The organism is Kitasatospora sp. NPDC058218 (assembly GCF_042882445.1).
Classification (GTDB): domain Bacteria; phylum Actinomycetota; class Actinomycetes; order Streptomycetales; family Streptomycetaceae; genus Kitasatospora.
The window spans coordinates 58,851-76,983 of the sequence record NZ_JBHVWC010000050.1 but is presented as its reverse complement, the minus strand read 5'-3'; the positions used below and the strand labels follow the sequence as shown (position 1 = coordinate 76,983).

17 protein-coding genes are annotated in these 18,133 nt (G+C 73.2%); 7 read left to right on the top strand and 10 right to left on the bottom strand.

The window, feature by feature from the left end; all coding sequences use genetic code 11:
- Both ACFVYI_RS28805 and ACFVYI_RS28800 read right to left on the bottom strand, forming a co-directional pair.
- The coding region (locus ACFVYI_RS28805; RefSeq protein WP_387890911.1) for an alkaline phosphatase family protein at positions 1–192 on the bottom strand (192 nt) is incomplete at its 3' end.
- A 13-nt stretch (positions 193–205) separates the two neighbouring features.
- The gene (locus ACFVYI_RS28800) at positions 206–1,624 is read right to left on the bottom strand and encodes an endonuclease/exonuclease/phosphatase family protein (RefSeq protein ID WP_387890908.1); all 1,419 of its coding nucleotides are present in this window, start codon (positions 1,622–1,624) and stop codon (positions 206–208) included.
- Between the two features lie 244 nt (positions 1,625–1,868).
- On the opposite strand from ACFVYI_RS28800, the gene ACFVYI_RS28795 reads away from it, so the two are divergent.
- Positions 1,869–2,720 (top strand): MerR family transcriptional regulator, encoded by an 852-nt coding sequence (locus ACFVYI_RS28795; RefSeq protein ID WP_387890905.1) that lies wholly within the window; start codon positions 1,869–1,871, stop codon positions 2,718–2,720.
- 131 nt (positions 2,721–2,851) lie between these two features.
- Here the strand turns inward: ACFVYI_RS28795 and ACFVYI_RS28790 are convergent, their stop codons facing one another.
- From ACFVYI_RS28790 to ACFVYI_RS28765, 6 genes are read right to left on the bottom strand one after another with little or no spacing between them, the layout of a single operon-like run.
- Positions 2,852–3,172, bottom strand: a complete 321-nt coding sequence (locus tag ACFVYI_RS28790; RefSeq protein ID WP_387890903.1) for a DMT family transporter — start codon at positions 3,170–3,172, stop codon at positions 2,852–2,854.
- Positions 3,173–3,178: 6 nt separating this feature from the next.
- A complete protein-coding gene (locus ACFVYI_RS28785; protein ID WP_387890900.1) occupies positions 3,179–3,853 on the bottom strand; it encodes an HAD family hydrolase in 675 nt (224 codons plus the stop codon).
- Positions 3,854–3,888: 35 nt separating this feature from the next.
- Entirely contained in the window at positions 3,889–4,974 is a 1,086-nt protein-coding gene (locus ACFVYI_RS28780) for an ABC transporter ATP-binding protein (protein WP_387890898.1), read from the bottom strand.
- Positions 4,975–4,997: 23 nt separating this feature from the next.
- Complete coding sequence (locus tag ACFVYI_RS28775) at positions 4,998–5,846, bottom strand: ABC transporter permease (RefSeq protein WP_387890895.1); 849 nt, start codon at positions 5,844–5,846, stop codon at positions 4,998–5,000.
- Positions 5,834–6,799, bottom strand: a complete 966-nt coding sequence (locus ACFVYI_RS28770; RefSeq protein WP_387890892.1) for an ABC transporter permease — start codon at positions 6,797–6,799, stop codon at positions 5,834–5,836. The genes ACFVYI_RS28775 and ACFVYI_RS28770 overlap by 13 nt, the downstream gene beginning before the upstream one ends.
- 38 nt (positions 6,800–6,837) lie before the next feature.
- Entirely contained in the window at positions 6,838–8,010 is a 1,173-nt protein-coding gene (locus ACFVYI_RS28765; protein WP_387890889.1) for an ABC transporter substrate-binding protein, read from the bottom strand.
- A gap of 341 nt (positions 8,011–8,351) precedes the next feature.
- On the opposite strand from ACFVYI_RS28765, the gene ACFVYI_RS28760 reads away from it, so the two are divergent.
- Positions 8,352–9,161 (top strand): GntR family transcriptional regulator, encoded by an 810-nt coding sequence (locus tag ACFVYI_RS28760; protein WP_387890920.1) that lies wholly within the window; start codon positions 8,352–8,354, stop codon positions 9,159–9,161.
- Between the two features lie 91 nt (positions 9,162–9,252).
- Here ACFVYI_RS28760 and ACFVYI_RS28755 read toward each other — a convergent pair whose 3' ends face one another.
- Both ACFVYI_RS28755 and ACFVYI_RS28750 read right to left on the bottom strand, forming a co-directional pair.
- Positions 9,253–10,851, bottom strand: a complete 1,599-nt coding sequence (locus ACFVYI_RS28755; RefSeq protein WP_387890886.1) for a TauD/TfdA family dioxygenase — start codon at positions 10,849–10,851, stop codon at positions 9,253–9,255.
- Between the two features lie 152 nt (positions 10,852–11,003).
- On the bottom strand, positions 11,004–12,104 hold the full coding sequence (locus ACFVYI_RS28750) for a pyridoxal-phosphate-dependent aminotransferase family protein (RefSeq protein ID WP_387890883.1): 1,101 nt from the start codon (positions 12,102–12,104) through the stop codon (positions 11,004–11,006).
- Positions 12,105–12,226: 122 nt separating this feature from the next.
- On the opposite strand from ACFVYI_RS28750, the gene ACFVYI_RS28745 reads away from it, so the two are divergent.
- The 5 genes from ACFVYI_RS28745 (at position 12,227) to ACFVYI_RS28725 (ending at position 18,116) form a co-directional block, all read left to right on the top strand.
- Positions 12,227–13,318, top strand: coding sequence for an amidohydrolase family protein (locus ACFVYI_RS28745; protein ID WP_387890880.1), 1,092 nt, complete (start codon positions 12,227–12,229; stop codon positions 13,316–13,318).
- Positions 13,319–13,478: 160 nt separating this feature from the next.
- Entirely contained in the window at positions 13,479–14,156 is a 678-nt protein-coding gene (locus tag ACFVYI_RS28740) for a uracil-DNA glycosylase (RefSeq protein ID WP_387890877.1), read from the top strand.
- A gap of 362 nt (positions 14,157–14,518) precedes the next feature.
- The gene (locus tag ACFVYI_RS28735; protein ID WP_387890874.1) at positions 14,519–15,484 is read left to right on the top strand and encodes an SCO1860 family LAETG-anchored protein; all 966 of its coding nucleotides are present in this window, start codon (positions 14,519–14,521) and stop codon (positions 15,482–15,484) included.
- Between the two features lie 222 nt (positions 15,485–15,706).
- Complete coding sequence (glnII, locus tag ACFVYI_RS28730) at positions 15,707–16,729, top strand: glutamine synthetase (RefSeq protein ID WP_387890871.1); 1,023 nt, start codon at positions 15,707–15,709, stop codon at positions 16,727–16,729.
- Between the two features lie 289 nt (positions 16,730–17,018).
- On the top strand, positions 17,019–18,116 hold the full coding sequence (locus ACFVYI_RS28725) for an LLM class flavin-dependent oxidoreductase (RefSeq protein ID WP_387890868.1): 1,098 nt from the start codon (positions 17,019–17,021) through the stop codon (positions 18,114–18,116).
- Positions 18,117–18,133 lie beyond the last annotated feature (17 nt).

Genomic DNA, 18,133 nt, shown 5'->3' with positions numbered 1-18,133 from the left:
GCGGACGCCGTTCAGGGCGCCGAAGTAGTGGTCGAAGCTGCGGTTCTCCTGCATCAGCACCACGACGTGCTTGACGTCGGCGATGCTGCCGGTGGTCGCGGCCTTCGCGGCGGTGGCGGGGAGGCCGGTGAGCGCCGCGGCGCCGGCGGCCGCGGTGGCGCCGACGAAGGTACGGCGGGAAAGTGCGGTCATCGGGAGCGGCCTCTCAGAGCTGGAAGGTGGCGACGGCGGCGGCGCAGTCCGAGGGCCAGCCGTTGCCGGCGGCGCTCGGGTCGGGCTGGGGCCAGCCGGTGACGAGGGTGTGGGCCTCGACCAGGGTGAGCGGGCCGGCGAAGTGCACGGCGGCGATGCGGTCCTGGGGTTCGGGCTTGGCGGCGCGCTGCTTGCGGGTCGGCGACCAGGTGGCGCCCGGCGAGGCCAGCGGGTCCGGGTGGGCGCTGCGGTAGGAGTCGGTCAGGCCGGCGCCCCGGAGGGCCACCGTGACCGGCCAGTCGAGCGCGCCGACGCCGTTGTGCTGTGCGGCGGTGGCGGCCGTCCAGTCCAGGTGCGACGGCGAGGCGAGGTCGGCGCCGAGGACGACCGCGCGGCCGGCGGTGACGTCCGCCTGCACGGCGGTGGCGAGGGCCCTGGCCTGCTGGAGGCGGACGGAGGCGTTCTCGGTGGCCGTGATCTGCGCGGCGCTCTGGCCGTCCTGGGCGGCGTACGGGCCGTAGTTCGCCTCGTCCAGGTGGGCGGCCCAGACGCGGACGCTCCGGCCTCCGGGGAGCTGGAGGGTGGTCCCAGCGGCGGGCAGCGAGGCGGTGGTGGCCGTGACGGCGGTGAGCGGGTAGCGGCTGAGGATGCCGACGCTGCCCGCGCTCTGGTAGGCGTACCAGCCCAGTGCGGTGGCCAGGCTCTGGGCGGCCGTCCCGGCCGTCTCCTGGAGGGCCAGCACGTCCAGGCCCTGGGTGAGCACGGTGCGCAGCTGCTTCTCGGGCGCGTCGGTGAAGGCGCTGCCCGCGTTGGCGAGGTTCCAGGTGGCGGCCTTGAGGCGCGGGGGAGTGGCCGGGTCGACCACCGGGACGGTGAGGGTGAGGGCGTCGGTGACGCCGGCGGTGTCCTTGACGCCGACGAGGAGCTGCACCTCGCCGACGCTCGTGGGCGCGGTGCCGGTCACGGTGCCGTCGGCGGCGACGGAGAGCCAGGCCGGTCCGCCGACCTTGCGGAAGGTCGGGACGCCGGCCGGGCGGCACCAGAGGCCGCCCAGCTTGACGGTGACGGCGCCACCGGGCGCCACGGCCGTCGCGGTGAGCGCGTCCACGGCGAGGTGCGGGCGGACGGGGGCGGGCTTGGGCCGGAAGCTGAAGGGGGCGGTCTGCGCCAGGACGCCGTAGCCGTCCTTGGCGAGCAGGTACGCGGTGTAGGGGCCGCCGGTGAGGGCGGAGGTGTCGAGCTGGACGTCTCCCGAGGTGCCGGGGGTGTACTTCCAGAGCAGCGAAGCGCCGTTGCCGGGCTGGCGGGTGCCGTCGTAGACGCCGACCCAGTTCTTGGCGTCGGCGGCGGTGGTGGTCCAGTGGAAGGTGAGCTTGTCGCCTTCGGCGGGGCTGACGGGCGAGGCGAGGGTGAGGGAGCTGCCTGTGGCCACGAGGGTCCTTCGAGTCGGGGAGAGCGGCTAGTTGGCTGAACAACTAGACGCCTATTGACCCGAAGGGCGACATACGCCGCGTGAACGAGGCATGACCGAACGCAAGAAGGATGGACAACTCACCGTTGATTGTCGGTCGTTGACGAACGGGGGCGCATCCGGCAGGCCCGCGCGGACTGCCCGCCGCGAGCCGGTGCGGAGCCCCTTGACTCTCGGGTAACCCGAGACGGCAGAGTCTTGCTCCGTGGACAGGACGAATCTGCTGCCGATCGGGCAGTTCGCGCAGGCCAGTGGCCTCTCGGTCACCACCCTGCGGCACTACGACGCGAGTGGGGTGCTGGCACCGGCCCTGGTCGACCCGGACAGCGGTTACCGCTACTTCCGGCGGGACCAGCTCCGGACGGCGCAGTTGATCCGGGCGCTGCGGCAGCTGGACATGCCGATCGAGCAGGTGCGCCGCCTGCTCGGCCAGGGCGAGGACGAGGCCGAACTGGCGTCGGCCCTGCAGGCGCACCTGACGGCAGCGGAACGCCGCTTGGAGATCCAACGCTCCGTCGTCCACGGCCTGTTGGACCGTCTGACCGAAGGAGCGGGAATGAACCACCGTGTCACCGTCCGCGAGGGCGCCGCGATACGCGCGCTGGTCCGCAGCGCGACGCTGGACCAGCCCCGGCTGGACGCGTTCATGCGCGACAGCTACCAGGCCATGTACGCCGTCGCGGGCCGCGGCCCGCTGACCTTCGCGGGCCCGGCGTTCGCCCGCTACCACGGGCTCTGCGACGAGGAGAACGAGACCCTGGTCGAGGCCTGCCTGCCGTTCACGGCATCCGGCGCGCAGCCGGAGGACCTGCCGGAGGGGATGTACGTGCTGGACATCCCGGAGGGCACCTACGCGAGCACGGTGGTGGAGGGGGCGGCGGCGGCCTTCCCGCAGGTCCGCACCGCGTACGACGCCGTGGCGAGCTGGATCACCGACCACGGGTTCGCCTTCGCGGGGCCGGCGCAGGAGACCTTCCGGCAGTGGACGGGAACGCCCGGCCACCCGGAGAACCGGCTGGAGATCGCCTGGCCGATCGGGGAGCCGGCGGCCGGCTGATCGCGCGCGGCTGTCAGGAGCGCACGTGAAGCACGGTGGGGTGGACCCGGCGACCGGGCCCGCCCCACCGGCAGGTCACGCGTCGGACCGCCGGGCCGACTTCCCGCTCCAGGGGGCCCGGCGGCGACGTCTCAGTGACTGCTCCTCAGGTTGAGCACCACCACGCCGACGATGATCAGTGCCAGGCCCAGCCACTGCAGCCGGCCCAGGGACTCGCCGAAGGCGACCACGCCTATCCCCGCCACGGCGGCCGTCCCGGCACCGGACCAGACGGCGTACGCCACCGAGACCGGGATGTGCTTCAGCGCCTTGCCGAGCAGCGCGAAGGAGAGCACGTAGCCGACGGCCACACCGATGCTCGGCCAGAGGCGGGTGAAGCCCTCGGTGAGCTTGAGGGCGCTGGTGGCGCAGACCTCACTGATGATGGCGAGGGCGAGCAGAAGATAGGCCATGGCCGGTCAAACCGCCGGTGCGGCGCCGAGCTTCCCCAGCAGCGCGAGATCGGCGTGCTCCAGGCTGTCCAGCAGGGTGACGCGCGACCCGTCGGGGATGGGCGTGGCGGTCGACGGGACGGCGAGCACCGCGCAGCCCGCGGCGGTGGCCGAGGCGACGCCGGTCGGGGTGTCCTCGACGGCCACGCAGTCCGCCGGGTCCAGGCCGAGCCGCTCGGCGGCGGCGAGGTACGGGTCGGGCGCGGGCTTGGTGCGCGCGGTGTCCTCGGCGGCGAGGGTGACGGCGAACCAGTCGCGGCCGATCGCGGCCAGGACGAGGTCGACCACCCGGCGCGGCGAGGCCGACACCAGCGCGGTGGGCACCCGGGCGTCCCGGAGTTCGGCGAGCAGGGCGAGCGCGCCCGGCCGGGGGACGGTGGAGGCGGCGACCTTGCCGGCGAAGGAGTCGCCGAGGCGGGAGGCGAGTTCGGCCTCGCTCAGCGCGGTGCCGCTGACCCTGTGCAGGTGCGCGGCGGTGTGCTCGATGGCCTGGCCGAGCACCTCGGGGGCGTCCTGGTCGGTGAGCGGGCGGTGCAGCTCGTCGGCGAGCTCGGCGGCGGTCTGCCACCAGAGGTGCTCGGTGTCGACCAGGGTGCCGTCCATGTCGAAGAGGACGGCGGCGGGCAGGGCGGATGCAGGCATGGCGGTACCTTCGGTGGTTCCTAGGAGATGGTGCTTCAGACGGTACGGCGGTCCACCAGGACCGGGCGGTCCGGGAGGGTGAGCGCGGCGCGCGAGCCGATCGGCAGGGCGGCGGCCGCCTCGGTCGGCAGGTCGGCCTTGACCTCGGTGCCGTCGTCGAGCCGGACGGTCAGCCGGGTGACGGCGCCCAGGAACGACGCCGAGACCACCAGTGCCTGGCCGTCCGGGGCCGGGGCCAGCGACACGTTCTCGGGCCGGACCAGCACGTCGAGCTCGCCGCCCGGGGGAACCTCGCCGTCGACCTCGTACCGGCGGCCGAGCGTCCCCACGCCGTCGCCGGAGCGGTGGCACGGGATGCGGCTCATGGTGCCGACGAACTCGGCGACGAAGGCGGTGGCCGGGCGGGCGTACAGCTCGGACGGGGTGGCGCACTGCTCCAGCCGGCCCGCGCGCAGCACGGCGACCCGGTCGGCCATCGAGAGCGCCTCCTCCTGGTCGTGGGTGACGAACAGGGTGGTGATCCCCAGCTCCTGCTGCAGGCGGCGGATCTCCTCGCGCAGCGAGAGGCGGACCTTGGCGTCCAGCGCGGAGAGCGGCTCGTCGAGCAGCAGCACGCGCGGCTGCAGGGCGAGCGCGCGGGCGAGTGCGATGCGCTGCTGCTGGCCGCCGGACATCTGGTGCGGGTAGCGGTCGGCGTGCTGCGGCAGGCCGACCAGCTCCAGCAGTTCCTGGGCCCGCCGGCGGCGCTCGGCCTTGCCGGTGCCGCGCATCCGCATCCCGAAGGCGACGTTGTCGGCGGCGGTGAGGTGCGGGAAGAGGCTGTAGGACTGGAACACCATGCCCGCGTCGCGCCGGTGCGCGGGGATGCGGGTGATGTCCTCGCCGTCCACCAGCACCTGGCCGGAGTCGTGCTGCTCGAAGCCGGCCAGGATGCGCAGTGCGGTCGTCTTGCCGCAGCCGGACGGGCCGAGCAGGGCGAGGAGCTCACCGGGGTGGACGGTCAGGTCGAGGCCGTCCAGGGCGGTGGTGGCGCCGAACGAGCGGCGCAGGGCGCGGAATTCGACGGTCGCGCCGCCGGGTGCGAGGGGGACGCCGGCGACGGGGGCGGTAACCGTGGTCATGATGTGGATCGCTCCGGAGGGCTTCAGGAAGTGGTGGTCTTGTGGCGGCGCTCGCGGCCGACGGTGGCCAGCAGGAGCAGCAGCAGCCAGGTGATCAGCAGGCTCAGGATGGAGACGGCGACCGACATGTGGGCCTGGCTGTTGCCGACCGAGTAGATCCACACCGGGAAGGGCTGGTAGCCGAGGATCGAGGCGGCGGTGAACTCGCCGAGGACCAGGGCCAGGGTGAGGAAGGAGGCGTTCAGCAGCGCGCCGCGCAGGTTGGGCAGCACGACGGTGAACACCGCGCGCGGCCAGCTCGCGCCGCAGTTGCGGGCGGCCTCGACCAGGGTGCGCAGGTCCACCGCGCGCAGGCCGGCGTCGATCGCCCGGTAGGCGAGCGGCAGCGCCATCAGCACGTAGGCGATGACCAGGACCAGCGGGAAGTTCGGGTCCTGGATGAACACGAAGGTCTGGAAGAACGGGGTGTCCATCAGGTAGTCCGGGCCCCAGCGGAGCACGCCGATCATGCCGGCGGTCAGCGCGACCGGCGGGACGACCAGCGGCAGGGTGCAGAGCACGTCGATCACCGGGCGCAGCTTCGGCGAGCCGAGCCGTACCGCGATCAGCGCCGGTACCAGCAGGAGCAGCAGCACCAGGACGGTGACGACGGCGAGCCGCAGGGTGAGCCACAGGCTGTCCAGGAAGCCGGGGGCACCGAGCAGACCGGTGTACGCCTCGAAGGAGTAGCCCTTCGGTTCGTCGATCGAGAAGTAGCCGGCGGCGGCCAGCGGGACGACGAAGTAGACGCCCGCGAGCAGCAGGACGGCGCCGCGCCACCAGCGCACCTTGCGGCGCGGCGAGGAGGAGCGGGCGGAGGTCAGCTGAGCCATCGGGCACTCCGGCGCTGGAGGGGGAGGTACACGGCCATCACCAGGACGGCCACCACGATCATGTTGAGGCTGAGGGCGAGCGCGAGGTTGCCCTGGCCGACCAGCACGTTGCCGGAGAGCGCGTCCGCGATCGAGCGGCTGACCAGCGGTACGGTCGCGCCGACCATGGCCGCGGCGGTGGCGTACGCGGCGAAGGCGCTGCCGAAGAGCAGTACGAAGCCGCCGAGCAGGGAGGGCAGCAGGATCGGCAGCGCGACGTGGCGCCAGTACTGGACGGTGGTGGCCCGGTTGTTGTGGGCCGCCTCGCGCCACTGCACCCGCAGGCCGTCCAGGGCCGGCGTGATGGTGAGCACCATCAGCGGGACGAGGAAGTACAGGTAGACGATCGTCAGGCCGGTGAAGGTGTAGAGCGACCAGCCGTGGTCGGTCAGGTGGAGCAGCTTGGTGATCTCACCGGCGTTGCCGAGGGTGGCGACGAAGGCGAAGGCGAGCGGCAGGCCGCCGAAGTTGGCGAGCACGCCGGAGGCGGTCAGCACGGCCTGGCGCAGCCAGGTGTGCCGGGAGGTCACCACGGCCTGCGCGATCGGCAGGCCGATCACGGTGGAGAGCAGCGCGGTCAGCGCGGAGAGCTTGAGGCTGCTGACCATCGCCGTCCAGTACGCGCCCTGGAGCGAGGCGGTGACGTTGTCGAAGGTGAACTGGCCGCCACCGCCGTCCGCGTCGCTGGAGGTGGTGAAGGCGCCGATCACGATCGCGACGGCGGGGAGGCCGAAGCCGATCGCGAAGAAGAGGAAGAGCGGCACGGTGGCGAGCCAGGAGCCGCCGCGCAGGCGGGGCGCGCGGCGCCTGCGGGGGGTGGGGGTGGTGGTCGTGGCGGTGCGGGACGCCCCCGCGCCGCCACCGAGGTCGGTGGCGGCGGGGGTGGTCGGCACCGGGGTGGGAGCCGTGGTCATGAGTGGGATCAGCCCGTTCGGGTTGCTGCGGCTGGTCGTCAGCCTGCGATGGCCTTGGTCCAGTTCTCGGTGACGACCTTCTTGGCGGCCGTGATCTGGTCCTGGGTCGGGAAGGTGGTGAACGGCTTCTCGACGGCGGGCAGCTTGGCGGCGGCCGCGGTGTCCAGCGTGCCGTCCTTCTTCAGGGCCTCGAAGGTGGAGGGGGTGGCGTAGCCGCCGAGGAAGAGGTTCTGGCCCTCGGCGCTGAACAGGTACTCCTGCCACAGGCGGGCGGCCGCCGGGTGCGGGGCCCACTTGTTGATGCCCTGGTTGTAGAACTGGGCGTAGCTGCCGTCGGAGGGGACGGAGACCTTCCAGTCGACGCCCTTGTCCTTGAACTGGTCGCTGTAGCCGGCGTTCAGGTAGGACCAGTCGATCGAGATCGGGGTCTCGCCCTTCTCGATGGTGGCCGGGGTGGACTCGACCGGGTTGAAGTTGCCGGAGGACTTCAGCTTCCCGAAGAAGTCGATGCCGGGCTGGATGTTGTCCAGCGAGCCGCCGTTGGCCAGCGCGGCCGCGTAGACGCCGCCGAAGGCGGAGCCGGACTTGGTCGGGTTGCCGTTCAGGGCGACCTGGCCCTTGTACTCGGGCTTGAGCAGGTCGGCGAAGGTCTTCGGGCAGTTGGCGATCTTCTTGGCGTCGCAGCCGATCGAGATGTAGCCGCCGTAGTCGTTGACGGCGGCGCCGTTCGCGTCCTTCATGGTGTCCGCGACCTTGTCGAAGGTGGCCACCTTGTAGGGGGCGAGCAGGCCGTCCTTGACCGCCTGGAGCGCGAACGCGCTGCCGAGGTCGACGACGTCGGGGGCGCGGTCCTGGCCCTTGCGGGAGGTGATCGCGTTGATCTCGTCCTGGCTGGAGCCGTCCGGGTTCTCGTCCTCGATCTCGATGCCGTACTTGGCCTTGAACGAGTCCATGATCTTGCCGTAGTTCGCCCAGTCCCTGGGCAGCGTGATGACGTGCAGCTTGCCCTCCTTCTTGGCGGCGGCGACGAGGCCGTCCAGACCGCCGAAGTCGGCGAGCGAGGTGGCGTCCTTGGCGTCCTTGGCGCCGGCCTTGGCGGCGTCACCGGACTTCGGGGCGGTCGAACCGGCGGAGCCGCAGGCGGTGAGGGAGAGCGCGGCGGCGGTCAGTACGGCCGCGAAGGCGGCGGCGCGGGCACGGTGCACGGTCACGGGTCAGTCTCCTGATCGGGGGCGTACTGCGAGGAGTGCGTTTCGCGGGGGTGCGTCTCGCGGGAGATGCGAATTCGTAAGGGGAGGTCGGGCGACCGGCCGTTCGGAACCGTCCGAGTTGACTAGCCAACTTCGCCTGACGGGGGTAAGTACGCCGGAGTCCGGTGACGGGAAGGTGAACGGATGGCCCAGAACCGGGGTCGGCTGCGGGAACGGTCGAATCAGGCCATCGGGGAGTGATCGGCCGAGTGCGATGCTTCGAAGGCGCAGCGGGATAAGGTCGGGCTGTCCGGGCCGGTACGGCTGCGCAGGACACCGCCCCAGGAGGGACATTGACTGACGTGGCACTGGAGCCCGACCGCCCCGCGGCCCCTGCGGCCCCCGCCGTGCCCGGCCAGGACCGCGCCGCCGGCGCGCTCTACCGCAAGGTCGCCGCCGATCTGCGCGAGGCGATCACCACCGGTGCGTTCGGCGAGGCCGGCCGGCTGCCCGCCGAGGGCGCGCTGGCCGAGCAGTACGGCGTCTCGCGCGGCACCGTCCGCCAGGCGCTCGCCGTGCTGCGCTCGGACGGGCTGGTCACCTCCCGCCGCGGCACCCGCCGGGTGGTGCTGGGCACCGCCCGGGTGCAGAGCTTCTCCGAGCTGCTCAGCTTCACGCACTGGGCCTACTCGATGGGGGAGGAGCCCGGCGGCATCCTGGACTCGCTGGTCCGCCGGCCGGCCGACGCGGCCGAGCGCGAGCAGCTGCGCCTGGAGCCCGGGTCCGAGGTGTACGTGACGGTCCGGCTGCGCACGCTCGCCGGGGCGCCGGTGATGGTCGAGCGGACGGTCTACCCGCCCCGGGTCGGCGAGATCGTGGCCCAGCTGCCGCCCGACGTGGTCTCGCACACCGAAGTCCTGCGCGAGCACGGCATCCTGTTCACGGACGCGGACCACACCATCGACATCGTCGCCGCCAACGCGGAGGACGCCCGGCTGCTCGGCTGCCGCCGGGGCAGCCCGCTGCTGCGCGAGCGACGCCGGACCACCGACCCGGCCGGCATGCCGGTGGAGTGGTCCCAGGACCGCTACCTGCCCGGCACGGTGGCCTTCAGCGTGCACAACTCGCTGGCCACCTCGGCCCTTTCGCGGCACGCGCGGGAGGGTGACTGACTCCGCCGCGGGAGTGGGAAGTCGGACCGGCCGACTTCCCACCCGGGTGCGGTGCACGGCGGCCCCGGCGTGAGGGGCCTCGCCCACCGGGCTAGCGCATCAGGGCCGCCAGCAGCGGACGGAAGTGCTCGAACCCCGGCGTCACGGCGTCCGCCTCCTTGGCCTGCTCGTCCCAGCGGCGCACCGCGACGGCGTCGGCCGCCCCGGGCAGGGCCGCGAACGCGGCCGCCTGCTCCTCGCCCATCGGACCGCCCTGCACCTGGAGGGTGTACTCCGAGGCCTCCGAGAGCCGCTCGCGGTAGCCGGGCTCGACCGCGCACAGGTAGCGCTTGGCGGCCACGTGCAGCCGGACCGGCTCGGTGACCTCCGGGCCGAACCACTGCGCCAGCCAGGCGGCGCCGGTGTCGCTGTGCCGGTTGTCCTGACCCTGCATCAAATCCCGGCCGTGCAGGGCCCCGTGGCCGTGCTTGTCGAAGAAGTGGCCGAGGTCGTGCAGCAGCGCGGCCGCGACCAGCTCCGGGGCCGCCCCGGCGGCCTGCGCCAGCGCACCCGCCTGCAGCATGTGCTCGGCCATGGTGACCGCCTCGCCCAGGTACTCGCCGGCGCCCTCGCCCGCGAACAGCTCGGCGATCGTGTCCAGCGCGGCGGAGCGGCGCTCCAGTACCGCGAGGGTGGAGGAGAGCGAGTCGAGGTCCGCGTAGCAGCCCTGGAGGTGGCGCGAACCGTCCTGCGCGAAGGCCGTCCGGGCGTGCAGCAGGCGGACGTTGTCGAAGATCAGGCAGTCGCCCCGGTCGAGCCGGAAGTCCAGCTGGAGTTCGGGGCGCAGGGTGATCGCGGCGAACCGGCGGTAGGCGGCGTAGAAGGCGTCCAGCTCCTCGGCGGGCGCGCGCAGGGTGCCGATCGACCGGTTGTTGAACCGCACCTCGCGGATCCGGCCGAGCGCGTCCACCTCGATCAGCGGCCGGTCGGCGCGCAGTTCGGTGCCGCGGTCGCGGAAGACGAACGGGACGGGCGTACGGGTCAGCACCGCGAAGTCCTCGGGCGCCTCCTCGCGCAGCAGCGCGGCCGCCTTGAAGCCGTCCACCAGGCCGGAGTCGCCGCCGGTCGCGGAGTTCTCCAGGCAGTGCAGCAGCTGCAGGGTGGGCACCGGGTCCCGGTACGGGTTGTCGCTGTGCGGGGCGATCGCGGCGCTGGTGAAGGCCAGGTTGTTCGGATCCGGCTCGACCCGGACGTCGAACAGCTCGCCGTAGTTGGTGACCCGGACGTACCCGAAGGTCCCGGCCACCTTGAGCACCTGCCGCTCGACCGCCGGTACCCCGCGCAGCACCGCGAACCCCGAGCGCCGGACGGCTCCGAGCACCGCCGCCCGCTCGGCCGGGTCGGCCAGGTACGCCGCCCACTGGGCCTCGGGGATCCCGTGCCGGAAGTCGGCCGCGACCCAGAGCCGCTTCGCCGCCTCCGTGCGCCCGTCGCCGTCCGCATCCCGCTCCAGCCACTCCAGCGGGTAGCGCGACCGGTGGCCGTCCGACCAGAGCACCTCCAGGTTCCCGCCGACCTCGGTGTGGGCGGCGACGGCGAGGTCGGCCGGCAGGTCGGTGATCTGGAACAGCTTCTGTCCGTTGCGCTGGTCCCGGCACTCGCCACAGGGGCAGTTGTCGCGCAGCCAGTACGGCGGCAGGTGGGTGGTCATGGGCTCCTCCTCGGCGGGGCGGTGAGCGTCAAGTTGTATAGCCAACTTGCGCCGAGAGGAGCCTTGCGGGCGATGGTGAGATCAGAGTGGCGAAACAATGAACCCCTCGGGAACAGAAGCTCCCGAGGGGTTGGTGAGGGCGACGCTCTTCGTCACTCGGACGAGTGGCCCGCCGCCTCCCATGCGGTGTCCGCCGCCTTGAGGGCGGCTGCCGGGTCGGTGTCGAGGGCGGCGGCCAGGGCGGTGAGGGTCGCGCGGACCGTCTCGGGGGAGGCGGCCGGGCCGTAGTGGTTGACCCGGAGCATCTCGGTGGCGAGCGCGCCGCCGCCGGGCTGGACGGGGAGCGCCGGGTCGTGGCGGAGCAGGTCGGCGGCGAGCCCGGCGGCGGACAGGCCGGCGGGGGTGCGCAGGGTGGTGGCGACCGGCGCGGCGTGGGCGTCGTCCGGGACGAACGGGGTGACGGTGCCCAGGGCGCGGACGCCCGCGCGGGTCGCCGCGGCGGCGGCGCGGTGGCGGGCGATCACGGTGGGCAGGCCGTCCGCGGCGATCCGGTCCAGGCAGGCACCGAGCGCCAGCATCTCCAACTGGGCCGGGGCGTGCGGGAGTACGGTGCGCCCGGCGTCCGTCCAGCGCTCCTTCCAGTCCAGCAGCGAGAGGTAGGAGCGGCGCGGCGCGGCCGGGTTGGCGGCGATCCGCTCCCAGGCGCGCTCGGAGACCGAGACGGCGGAGACGCCGGCCGGGCCGCCCATCGCCTTCTGCCCGCCGATCACGCAGAGGTCGATGCCCCACGCGTCGGTGAGCAACGGCTCGGCGGCCACCGAGGCGACGGCGTCCAGCATCATCAGCGCGCCGTGCTCGCGGACGACGGCGGCGATCTCGGCGACCGGGTTGGTGTTGCCGGTGGCGGCCTCGGCGTGGACCAGGGAGACGAAGTCGATCGCGGGGTGGGCCGCCAGTGCCTCGGCGACCTGCCCGGCGGTGACCGCGCTGTCGAACGGCACCGCGAGGTCCACGACCGTCGCCCCGCAGTCGCGCAGCCAGTTGCCGAAGGTCTGGCCGTACGGGCCGGTGACGATGTTCAGCGCGGTCGAGCCCGGGTGCGCGGCGCCGCGGATCGCGGCCTCCAGCGGCAGCAGCGCCTCACCCTGGGTCACGATCACGTCGGCGGTGGTGTGCAGCAGGGTGGCGACCTGGTCCTCGATCGCCGCGAAGGCGGCGGCGCTGAGCGGGGGAAGGTCGAGGAAGGGGCTCACGGTGGCGGCCGGCCTTTCGGTGAACTGCGGGGGAGGGGACGCCGGGAGGCGGTTCGGACAGGGACGAGTCTGCCTCATTCTCCCTGCTTACAAGGAAGGCCCTGCTCGGTAGAGTGCGAGCCATGAGCGATGGTGCGGTGCTGCACGTCAGGGGCCGGGTGCTGGTCGGTCCGGAGGACGTCCGGGACGAACTCTGGGTGGTGGACGGCCGGGTGGCCTTCGACCGCCCGGCGGCGGCCGGCGACGTCCGCACGGTGACCGGCTGGGTGCTGCCCGGTCTGGTGGACGCACACTGTCACGTCGGGCTGGACGCGCACGGCGCCGTCGACGCCGCCACCAGCGAGAAGCAGGCGGTGACCGACCGTGACGCCGGCACCCTGCTGATCCGCGACGCCGGCTCGGCCGCCGACACCCGGTGGATCGACGACCGGGACGACCTGCCCCGGATCATCCGGGCCGGCCGGCACATCGCCCGCACCCGCCGCTACATCCGCAACTACGCGCACGAGATCGAGCCCGGCGACCTCGCCGCCTACGTCCGGGCCGAGGCCCGGCGCGGGGACGGCTGGGTGAAGCTGGTCGGCGACTGGATCGACCGCGGCACCGGCGACCTCGCCGCCTGCTGGCCCGGCGACGCGCTGGCCGGGGCGATCGCGGCGGCGCACGAGGAGGGCGCGCGGGTCACCGCGCACTGCTTCGCGGCCGAGTCGCTGCCCGATCTGCTGGCGGCCGGCATCGACTGCGTCGAGCACGCCACCGGGCTGACCGAGGAGCTGATCCCGGCCTTCGCGGAGCGCGGCGTCGCGATCGTTCCGACCCTCGTCAACATCGCCACCTTCCCGACCCTGGCGGCCGGCGGCGAGGCCAAGTTCCCGGCCTGGGCCGCGCACATGCGCCGGCTGCACGAACGCCGCTACGACACCGTCGGGGCCGCGCACGACGCGGGCATCCCGATCTTCGTCGGGACGGACGCGGGCGGCTCGCTCGCCCACGGGCTGGTGGCCGAGGAGGTGGCCGAGCTGGTGAAGGCCGGGCTCAGCCCCGCCGAGGCGCTGTCGGCGGCCAGCTGGGGAGCGCGGCGGTGGCTCGGCCGCCCGGGGTTGGAGGAGGGGGCGTCGGCCGACTTCGTGGTGTACGACGAGGACCCGCGCGCGGACGTCCGGGTGCTCGCGGACCCGCGGCTGGTGGTGCTGCGCGGGCGGCCGGTGGGCTGAGTGCCGCGGCCGGTGGGCCGAGCGGTTCCCGGTGGTCGTCGCGGTGGTGGGCCGTGGCCTCCCGTGATCGTCACCGCGACCGGCCGAGGGGCTCCCGATGATCGTTGTGATGATCATCCGGATGAACGGCCTGTCCGGGTAGGCCGATAGGGTGGCGCCCATGGCACCGCGTCCACTGAACGAGATCGTCGAGCCCGGCTGGGCCACCGCGCTGGAGCCGGTCGCCGGCCAGGTTGCCGCCATGGGCGACTTCCTCCGCGCCGAGCTGGCCGCCGGCCGCACGTACCTGCCCTCCGGGCCGAACGTCCTGCGCGCCTTCCAGCAGCCACTCGCCGACGTGCGGGTGCTGATCGTCGGGCAGGACCCGTACCCGACGCCCGGGCACGCCGTCGGGCTGAGCTTCTCGGTCGGGCCGGAGGTGCGGCCGATCCCGGCCAGCCTGATCAACATCTTCCAGGAGTACGGGAACGACCTCGGCCTGCCGCAGCCGTCCAACGGGGACCTCACGCCGTGGACGCAGCAGGGCGTCCTGCTGCTGAACCGGGCTCTGACCACCGCGCCGCGCAAGCCCGCCGCGCACCGCGGCAAGGGCTGGGAAGAGGTCACCGAGCAGGCGATCCGCGCCCTGGCGGCGCGCGGCGGCCCGCTGGTGGCGATCCTCTGGGGGCGCGACGCCCGCAATCTGCGCCCGCTGCTGGGCGAGGTGCCGGCGATCGAGTCCGCCCACCCGAGCCCGTACTCGGCGAACGGCGGCTTCTTCGGCTCGCGGCCGTTCAGCCGGGCGAACGAGCTGCTGGTGCGGCAGGGGGCCCAGCCGGTGGACTGGCGACTGCCGTAGACCCGGGGCGGCCCGAGCGTCCATCCGTCGCCGCGGCGCGTCAATCTCACCCGAACGAGTGAAATGACGTTCCGTGTGGCTCATGTGACGCACTGTTCGATGAGACTGGCGGCTCGTCGTTCGGAGCACCAGCCCCTTGCCCCGCCCCGCGGGTGATGTCGGAGGCGCGCTCTACCGAGATCACCACCTGTGGGGGTACCGCCATGTCTTCTTCCCGTTCCACGTCCGCCGCCGGCCGCGTCGGTTCTGTCGGTCGCGTCGGTCGCGTCGGTCGCGTCGGTCGCGTCGGTCGCGTCGGTTCCGTCGGTTCCGTCGGTTCTGTCGGGTCCGTCGTCGCCGCCGCGGTGGCGACGGTGCTGGCCGTGGCGCCGGCGGCCCACGCGACCGGGCCGACCCCCGCACCCGGTGCGTCCGTGCCCGGTGCGCCCGCGGCCGCGACGCCCGGCAAGGCGCGCGCCGTCACCGCCGAACTCGACCTGGACGTCTCGTTGTTGAACAAGGCGGTGGACGTCCCGGTGAACATCGCGCTGAACAAGGTCGAGACCCCGGCGCAGCGCGAGGGCTCGGTGCTGACGGCCAAGGTCGACGGCGTCGACCAGCAGGGCCCGGTCACCCTGGTCAAGGCGGACGTCGGCACCTCGGTGACGACGTCCGACGCCAAGGGCACCGCCGCCTCCGTCAAGCTGGTCAACGCCGACGTGCACGCGCCGGGCCTGCCGGCCACCACCCTGCTCGGCCTGGAGGCGCTCAGCTCCGCGGTCACCTGCCCGGTCGACGGGCCGCCCACCGCCGACGTCACCGCGCCCGCCCGGCTCACCGTCCTCGGCAAGTCGGTCACCCTCAGTCTGTACGGGCCGACCCACGTGGACGTGCCGCTGGTCGGCAGCGTCTCGGTGGAGTTCTCCAGGCGGACCACCACCTCGACGACGGCCGCCGCGTCGGCGCTGGAGGTGCAGATCGAGGTGAACCCGCTGAACCTCAACGTCGCCAAGGTGACCGGGAAGATCACCGTCGCCTCGGTGAGCTGCGAGAAGCCGACCGCGCCGGCCACCCCGACCCCCTCGGTCACGCCGACGGCGCCCGCCACCGCGCCAGTCGCCACCCCGGCCGTCCAGCCCGCCGTCGACGCGACCACCACGCCGCCCGGCCGGGCCGCCCGCCCGCAGGCCGCCGGCGCGAGCGCGTCCGGTGCCGGCGGCGACCTCGCCGCCACCGGCGGCAGTGACGCCACCGGGCCGCTCGCCGCCGGGGCGGCCGCGCTGGTCGTCGTCGGCGGCTTCGCGCTGTGGGCCACCCGCCGCCGGGCCGCGCACGCCCGTCGCCGCTGACGCCCTCTGTGGATGACACCCTCCGTGGATGACGCCCTCCCCGGCTGACACCCTCCCGGTTCGCGGGCCGGGGCGGGGGTGTCATCCACGGCACTCCCGCACCGTGACCGTGCCAACGCGGACGGTTGGTTCACCTGGGTGTTACATAGGAGGAACAACCGGGAAACGGCGGCTTGCGACGCTACGCGGGCACCCACCACTCAGTTTGCGAGGTTCACCGCCGTGGCAATCAAGGCCGAGTACATCTGGATCGACGGCACGAAGCCGACCGCCAAGCTCCGCTCCAAGACTCGGATCCTGGCCAACGCGGACAAGATCCCGACCTGGGGCTTCGACGGTTCCTCCACCAACCAGGCCGAGGGTCACGCTTCGGACCGCGTCCTCGCGCCGGTTGCCACCTTCCCGGACCCGATCCGCGGCGGCGACAACATCCTCGTCCTGTGCGAGGTCAACGAGATCGACGGCACCCCGCACGAGAGCAACACCCGTGCGCTGCTGCGCCCGATCGCCGAGCAGTTCGCCGCTCAGGAGTCGATCTTCGGCATCGAGCAGGAGTACACCTTCTTCAAGGGCTCCCGCCCGCTCGGCTTCCCCGAGGGCGGCTTCCCGGCCCCGCAGGGCGGCTACTACTGCGGTGTCGGTGCCGAGGAGGTCTTCGGCCGCGAGATCGTCGAGCTGCACATGGACCGCTGCCTGGCGGCCGGCCTCTCGCTCTGCGGCATCAACGCCGAGGTCATGCCCGGCCAGTGGGAGTTCCAGATCGGCCCGGTCGACGCGCTGACCGCCTCCGACCACATGTGGGTCGCCCGCTACCTGCTCTACCGCACCGCCGAGGAGTTCGGCATCGACGCCACCCTCGACGCCAAGCCCGCGCGCGGCGACTGGAACGGCGCCGGCGCGCACACCAACTTCTCCACCAAGGCGATGCGCGAGGGCTACGACGCGATCATCGCCGCCTGCGAGTCGCTCGGCGCCTCGCAGGAGATCGTCCTGGAGCACGTCACCCAGTACGGCGCCGACATCGAGTCGCGCCTGACCGGCAAGCACGAGACCGCCCCGTGGAACGTCTACACCTACGGCGTCTCCGACCGCGGTGCCTCGGTCCGCATCCCGTGGCAGGTCGAGGTCGACCAGAAGGGCTACATCGAGGACCGTCGCCCGAACGCCAACGTGGACCCGTACGTGGTGACCCGCCTCCTGGTCAACACCTGCTGCTCCGCCCTGGAGAAGGCCGGCCTCGTCTGAGCCGCCCCCAGTCGTACCACCCGCCGGGCCTCCCCTCCGCTGCCGAGGGGAGGCCCGGCGGCTTTTCCGCGCTCCTCTCCGCTCCTCTCCGGTCCGGTCCGTCGGCCTGGGCGGGTGTCTTGATAGCGGGGCGGAAGTCCCGGAGAATCGGTCCATGACCGCTCCGGCCCCCTTCCTCCCCGTACGACGGCTGCACGTCGACCTGGGACGGGTGTGCGCGGCCGGCTGTCGCCGCTGACGCGAACCGGGTTCACCAGCAGCCAGCCACCGCCAGGAGCGTGTCCGTCCGATGTCCCTCACCTTTCACTGGTTCCTCCCCACCAACGGCGACAGCCGGCAGATCGTCGGCGGCGGGCACGGCTCGACGCCCGGCACGGCCGGGTCCGACCGGCCGCCGAGCATCGCCTACCTGGGCCAGATCGCGCGCACCGCCGAGCAGTTGGGCTTCGAAGGGGCACTGACCCCGACCGGGGCGTGGTGCGAGGACGCCTGGCTGACCACGGCGATGCTCACCCAGGTGACCGAGCGGCTGAAGTACCTGGTGGCGTTCCGGCCCGGGCAGATCAGCCCGACGCTGGCCGCGCAGATGGCGGCGACCTACCAACGGCAGTCCGGTGGGCGGTTGCTGCTCAACGTGGTGACCGGCGGCGAGTCGGCCGAGCAGCGCGCCTACGGGGACTTCCTGGACAAGGACGCCCGCTACGCCAGGACGGGGGAGTTCCTGTCCATCACCCGCCGGCTCTGGGCGGGGGAGACCGTCGACCACGACGGCGTCCACCTGCGGGTCGAGCAGGCCACCGTGAACCGGCTGCCGGATCCGGTGCCGCCCGTGTACTTCGGAGGTTCCTCCCCGGCGGCGGGCGACGTCGCCGCCCGGTACGCCGACGTCTACCTGACCTGGGGCGAGCCGCCCGCGCAGGTCCGCGAGAAGCTCGCCTGGATCCGTGAACTCGCCGCCGCACAGGGCCGGGTGGTCCGCTTCGGGATCCGGTTGCACGTGATCACCCGGGACACCTCCGCCCAGGCCTGGGCGGAGACCGAGCGCCTGCTGGCGTCGATGGACCGGGGGAGGGTCCGGGAGACCCAACGGGCCCTCGCCCGGAGCGAGTCGGAGGGCCAGCGCCGGATGCTCGCGCTGCACGGCGGCTCGGCCGAGCGGCTGGAGATCCACCCCGGACTCTGGGCCGGCATCGGCCTGCTGCGGGGCGGCGCGGGGACGGCGCTGGTCGGCAGCCACCGCGAGGTCGCGGACCTCATCACCGAGTACCACGAGCTGGGCATCGACGAGTTCGTGCTGTCCGGGATACCGCACCTGGAGGAGGCCTACTGGTTCGGCGAGGGCGTCCTGCCGCTGCTCGCCGCCCGCAACCTCTGGACCCGGCCGTGAACGGAGCGGGCCCCGGG

Bases quoted from the DNA above. Each gene is read 5' to 3' on its own strand.
- ACFVYI_RS28785 (WP_387890900.1), bottom strand. From the start codon at position 3,853: ATGCCTGCATCCGCCCTGCCCGCCGCCGTCCTCTTCGACATGGACGGC.
- ACFVYI_RS28755 (WP_387890886.1), bottom strand. From the start codon at position 10,851: ATGACCACCCACCTGCCGCCGTACTGGCTGCGCGACAACTGCCCCTGT.
- ACFVYI_RS28770 (WP_387890892.1), bottom strand. From the start codon at position 6,799: ATGACCACGGCTCCCACCCCGGTGCCGACCACCCCCGCCGCCACCGAC.
- ACFVYI_RS28725 (WP_387890868.1), top strand. From the start codon at position 17,019: ATGTCCCTCACCTTTCACTGGTTCCTCCCCACCAACGGCGACAGCCGG.
- ACFVYI_RS28780 (WP_387890898.1), bottom strand. From the start codon at position 4,974: ATGACCACGGTTACCGCCCCCGTCGCCGGCGTCCCCCTCGCACCCGGC.
- ACFVYI_RS28745 (WP_387890880.1), top strand. From the start codon at position 12,227: ATGAGCGATGGTGCGGTGCTGCACGTCAGGGGCCGGGTGCTGGTCGGT.
- ACFVYI_RS28740 (WP_387890877.1), top strand. From the start codon at position 13,479: ATGGCACCGCGTCCACTGAACGAGATCGTCGAGCCCGGCTGGGCCACC.
- ACFVYI_RS28790 (WP_387890903.1), bottom strand. From the start codon at position 3,172: ATGGCCTATCTTCTGCTCGCCCTCGCCATCATCAGTGAGGTCTGCGCC.
- ACFVYI_RS28775 (WP_387890895.1), bottom strand. From the start codon at position 5,846: ATGGCTCAGCTGACCTCCGCCCGCTCCTCCTCGCCGCGCCGCAAGGTG.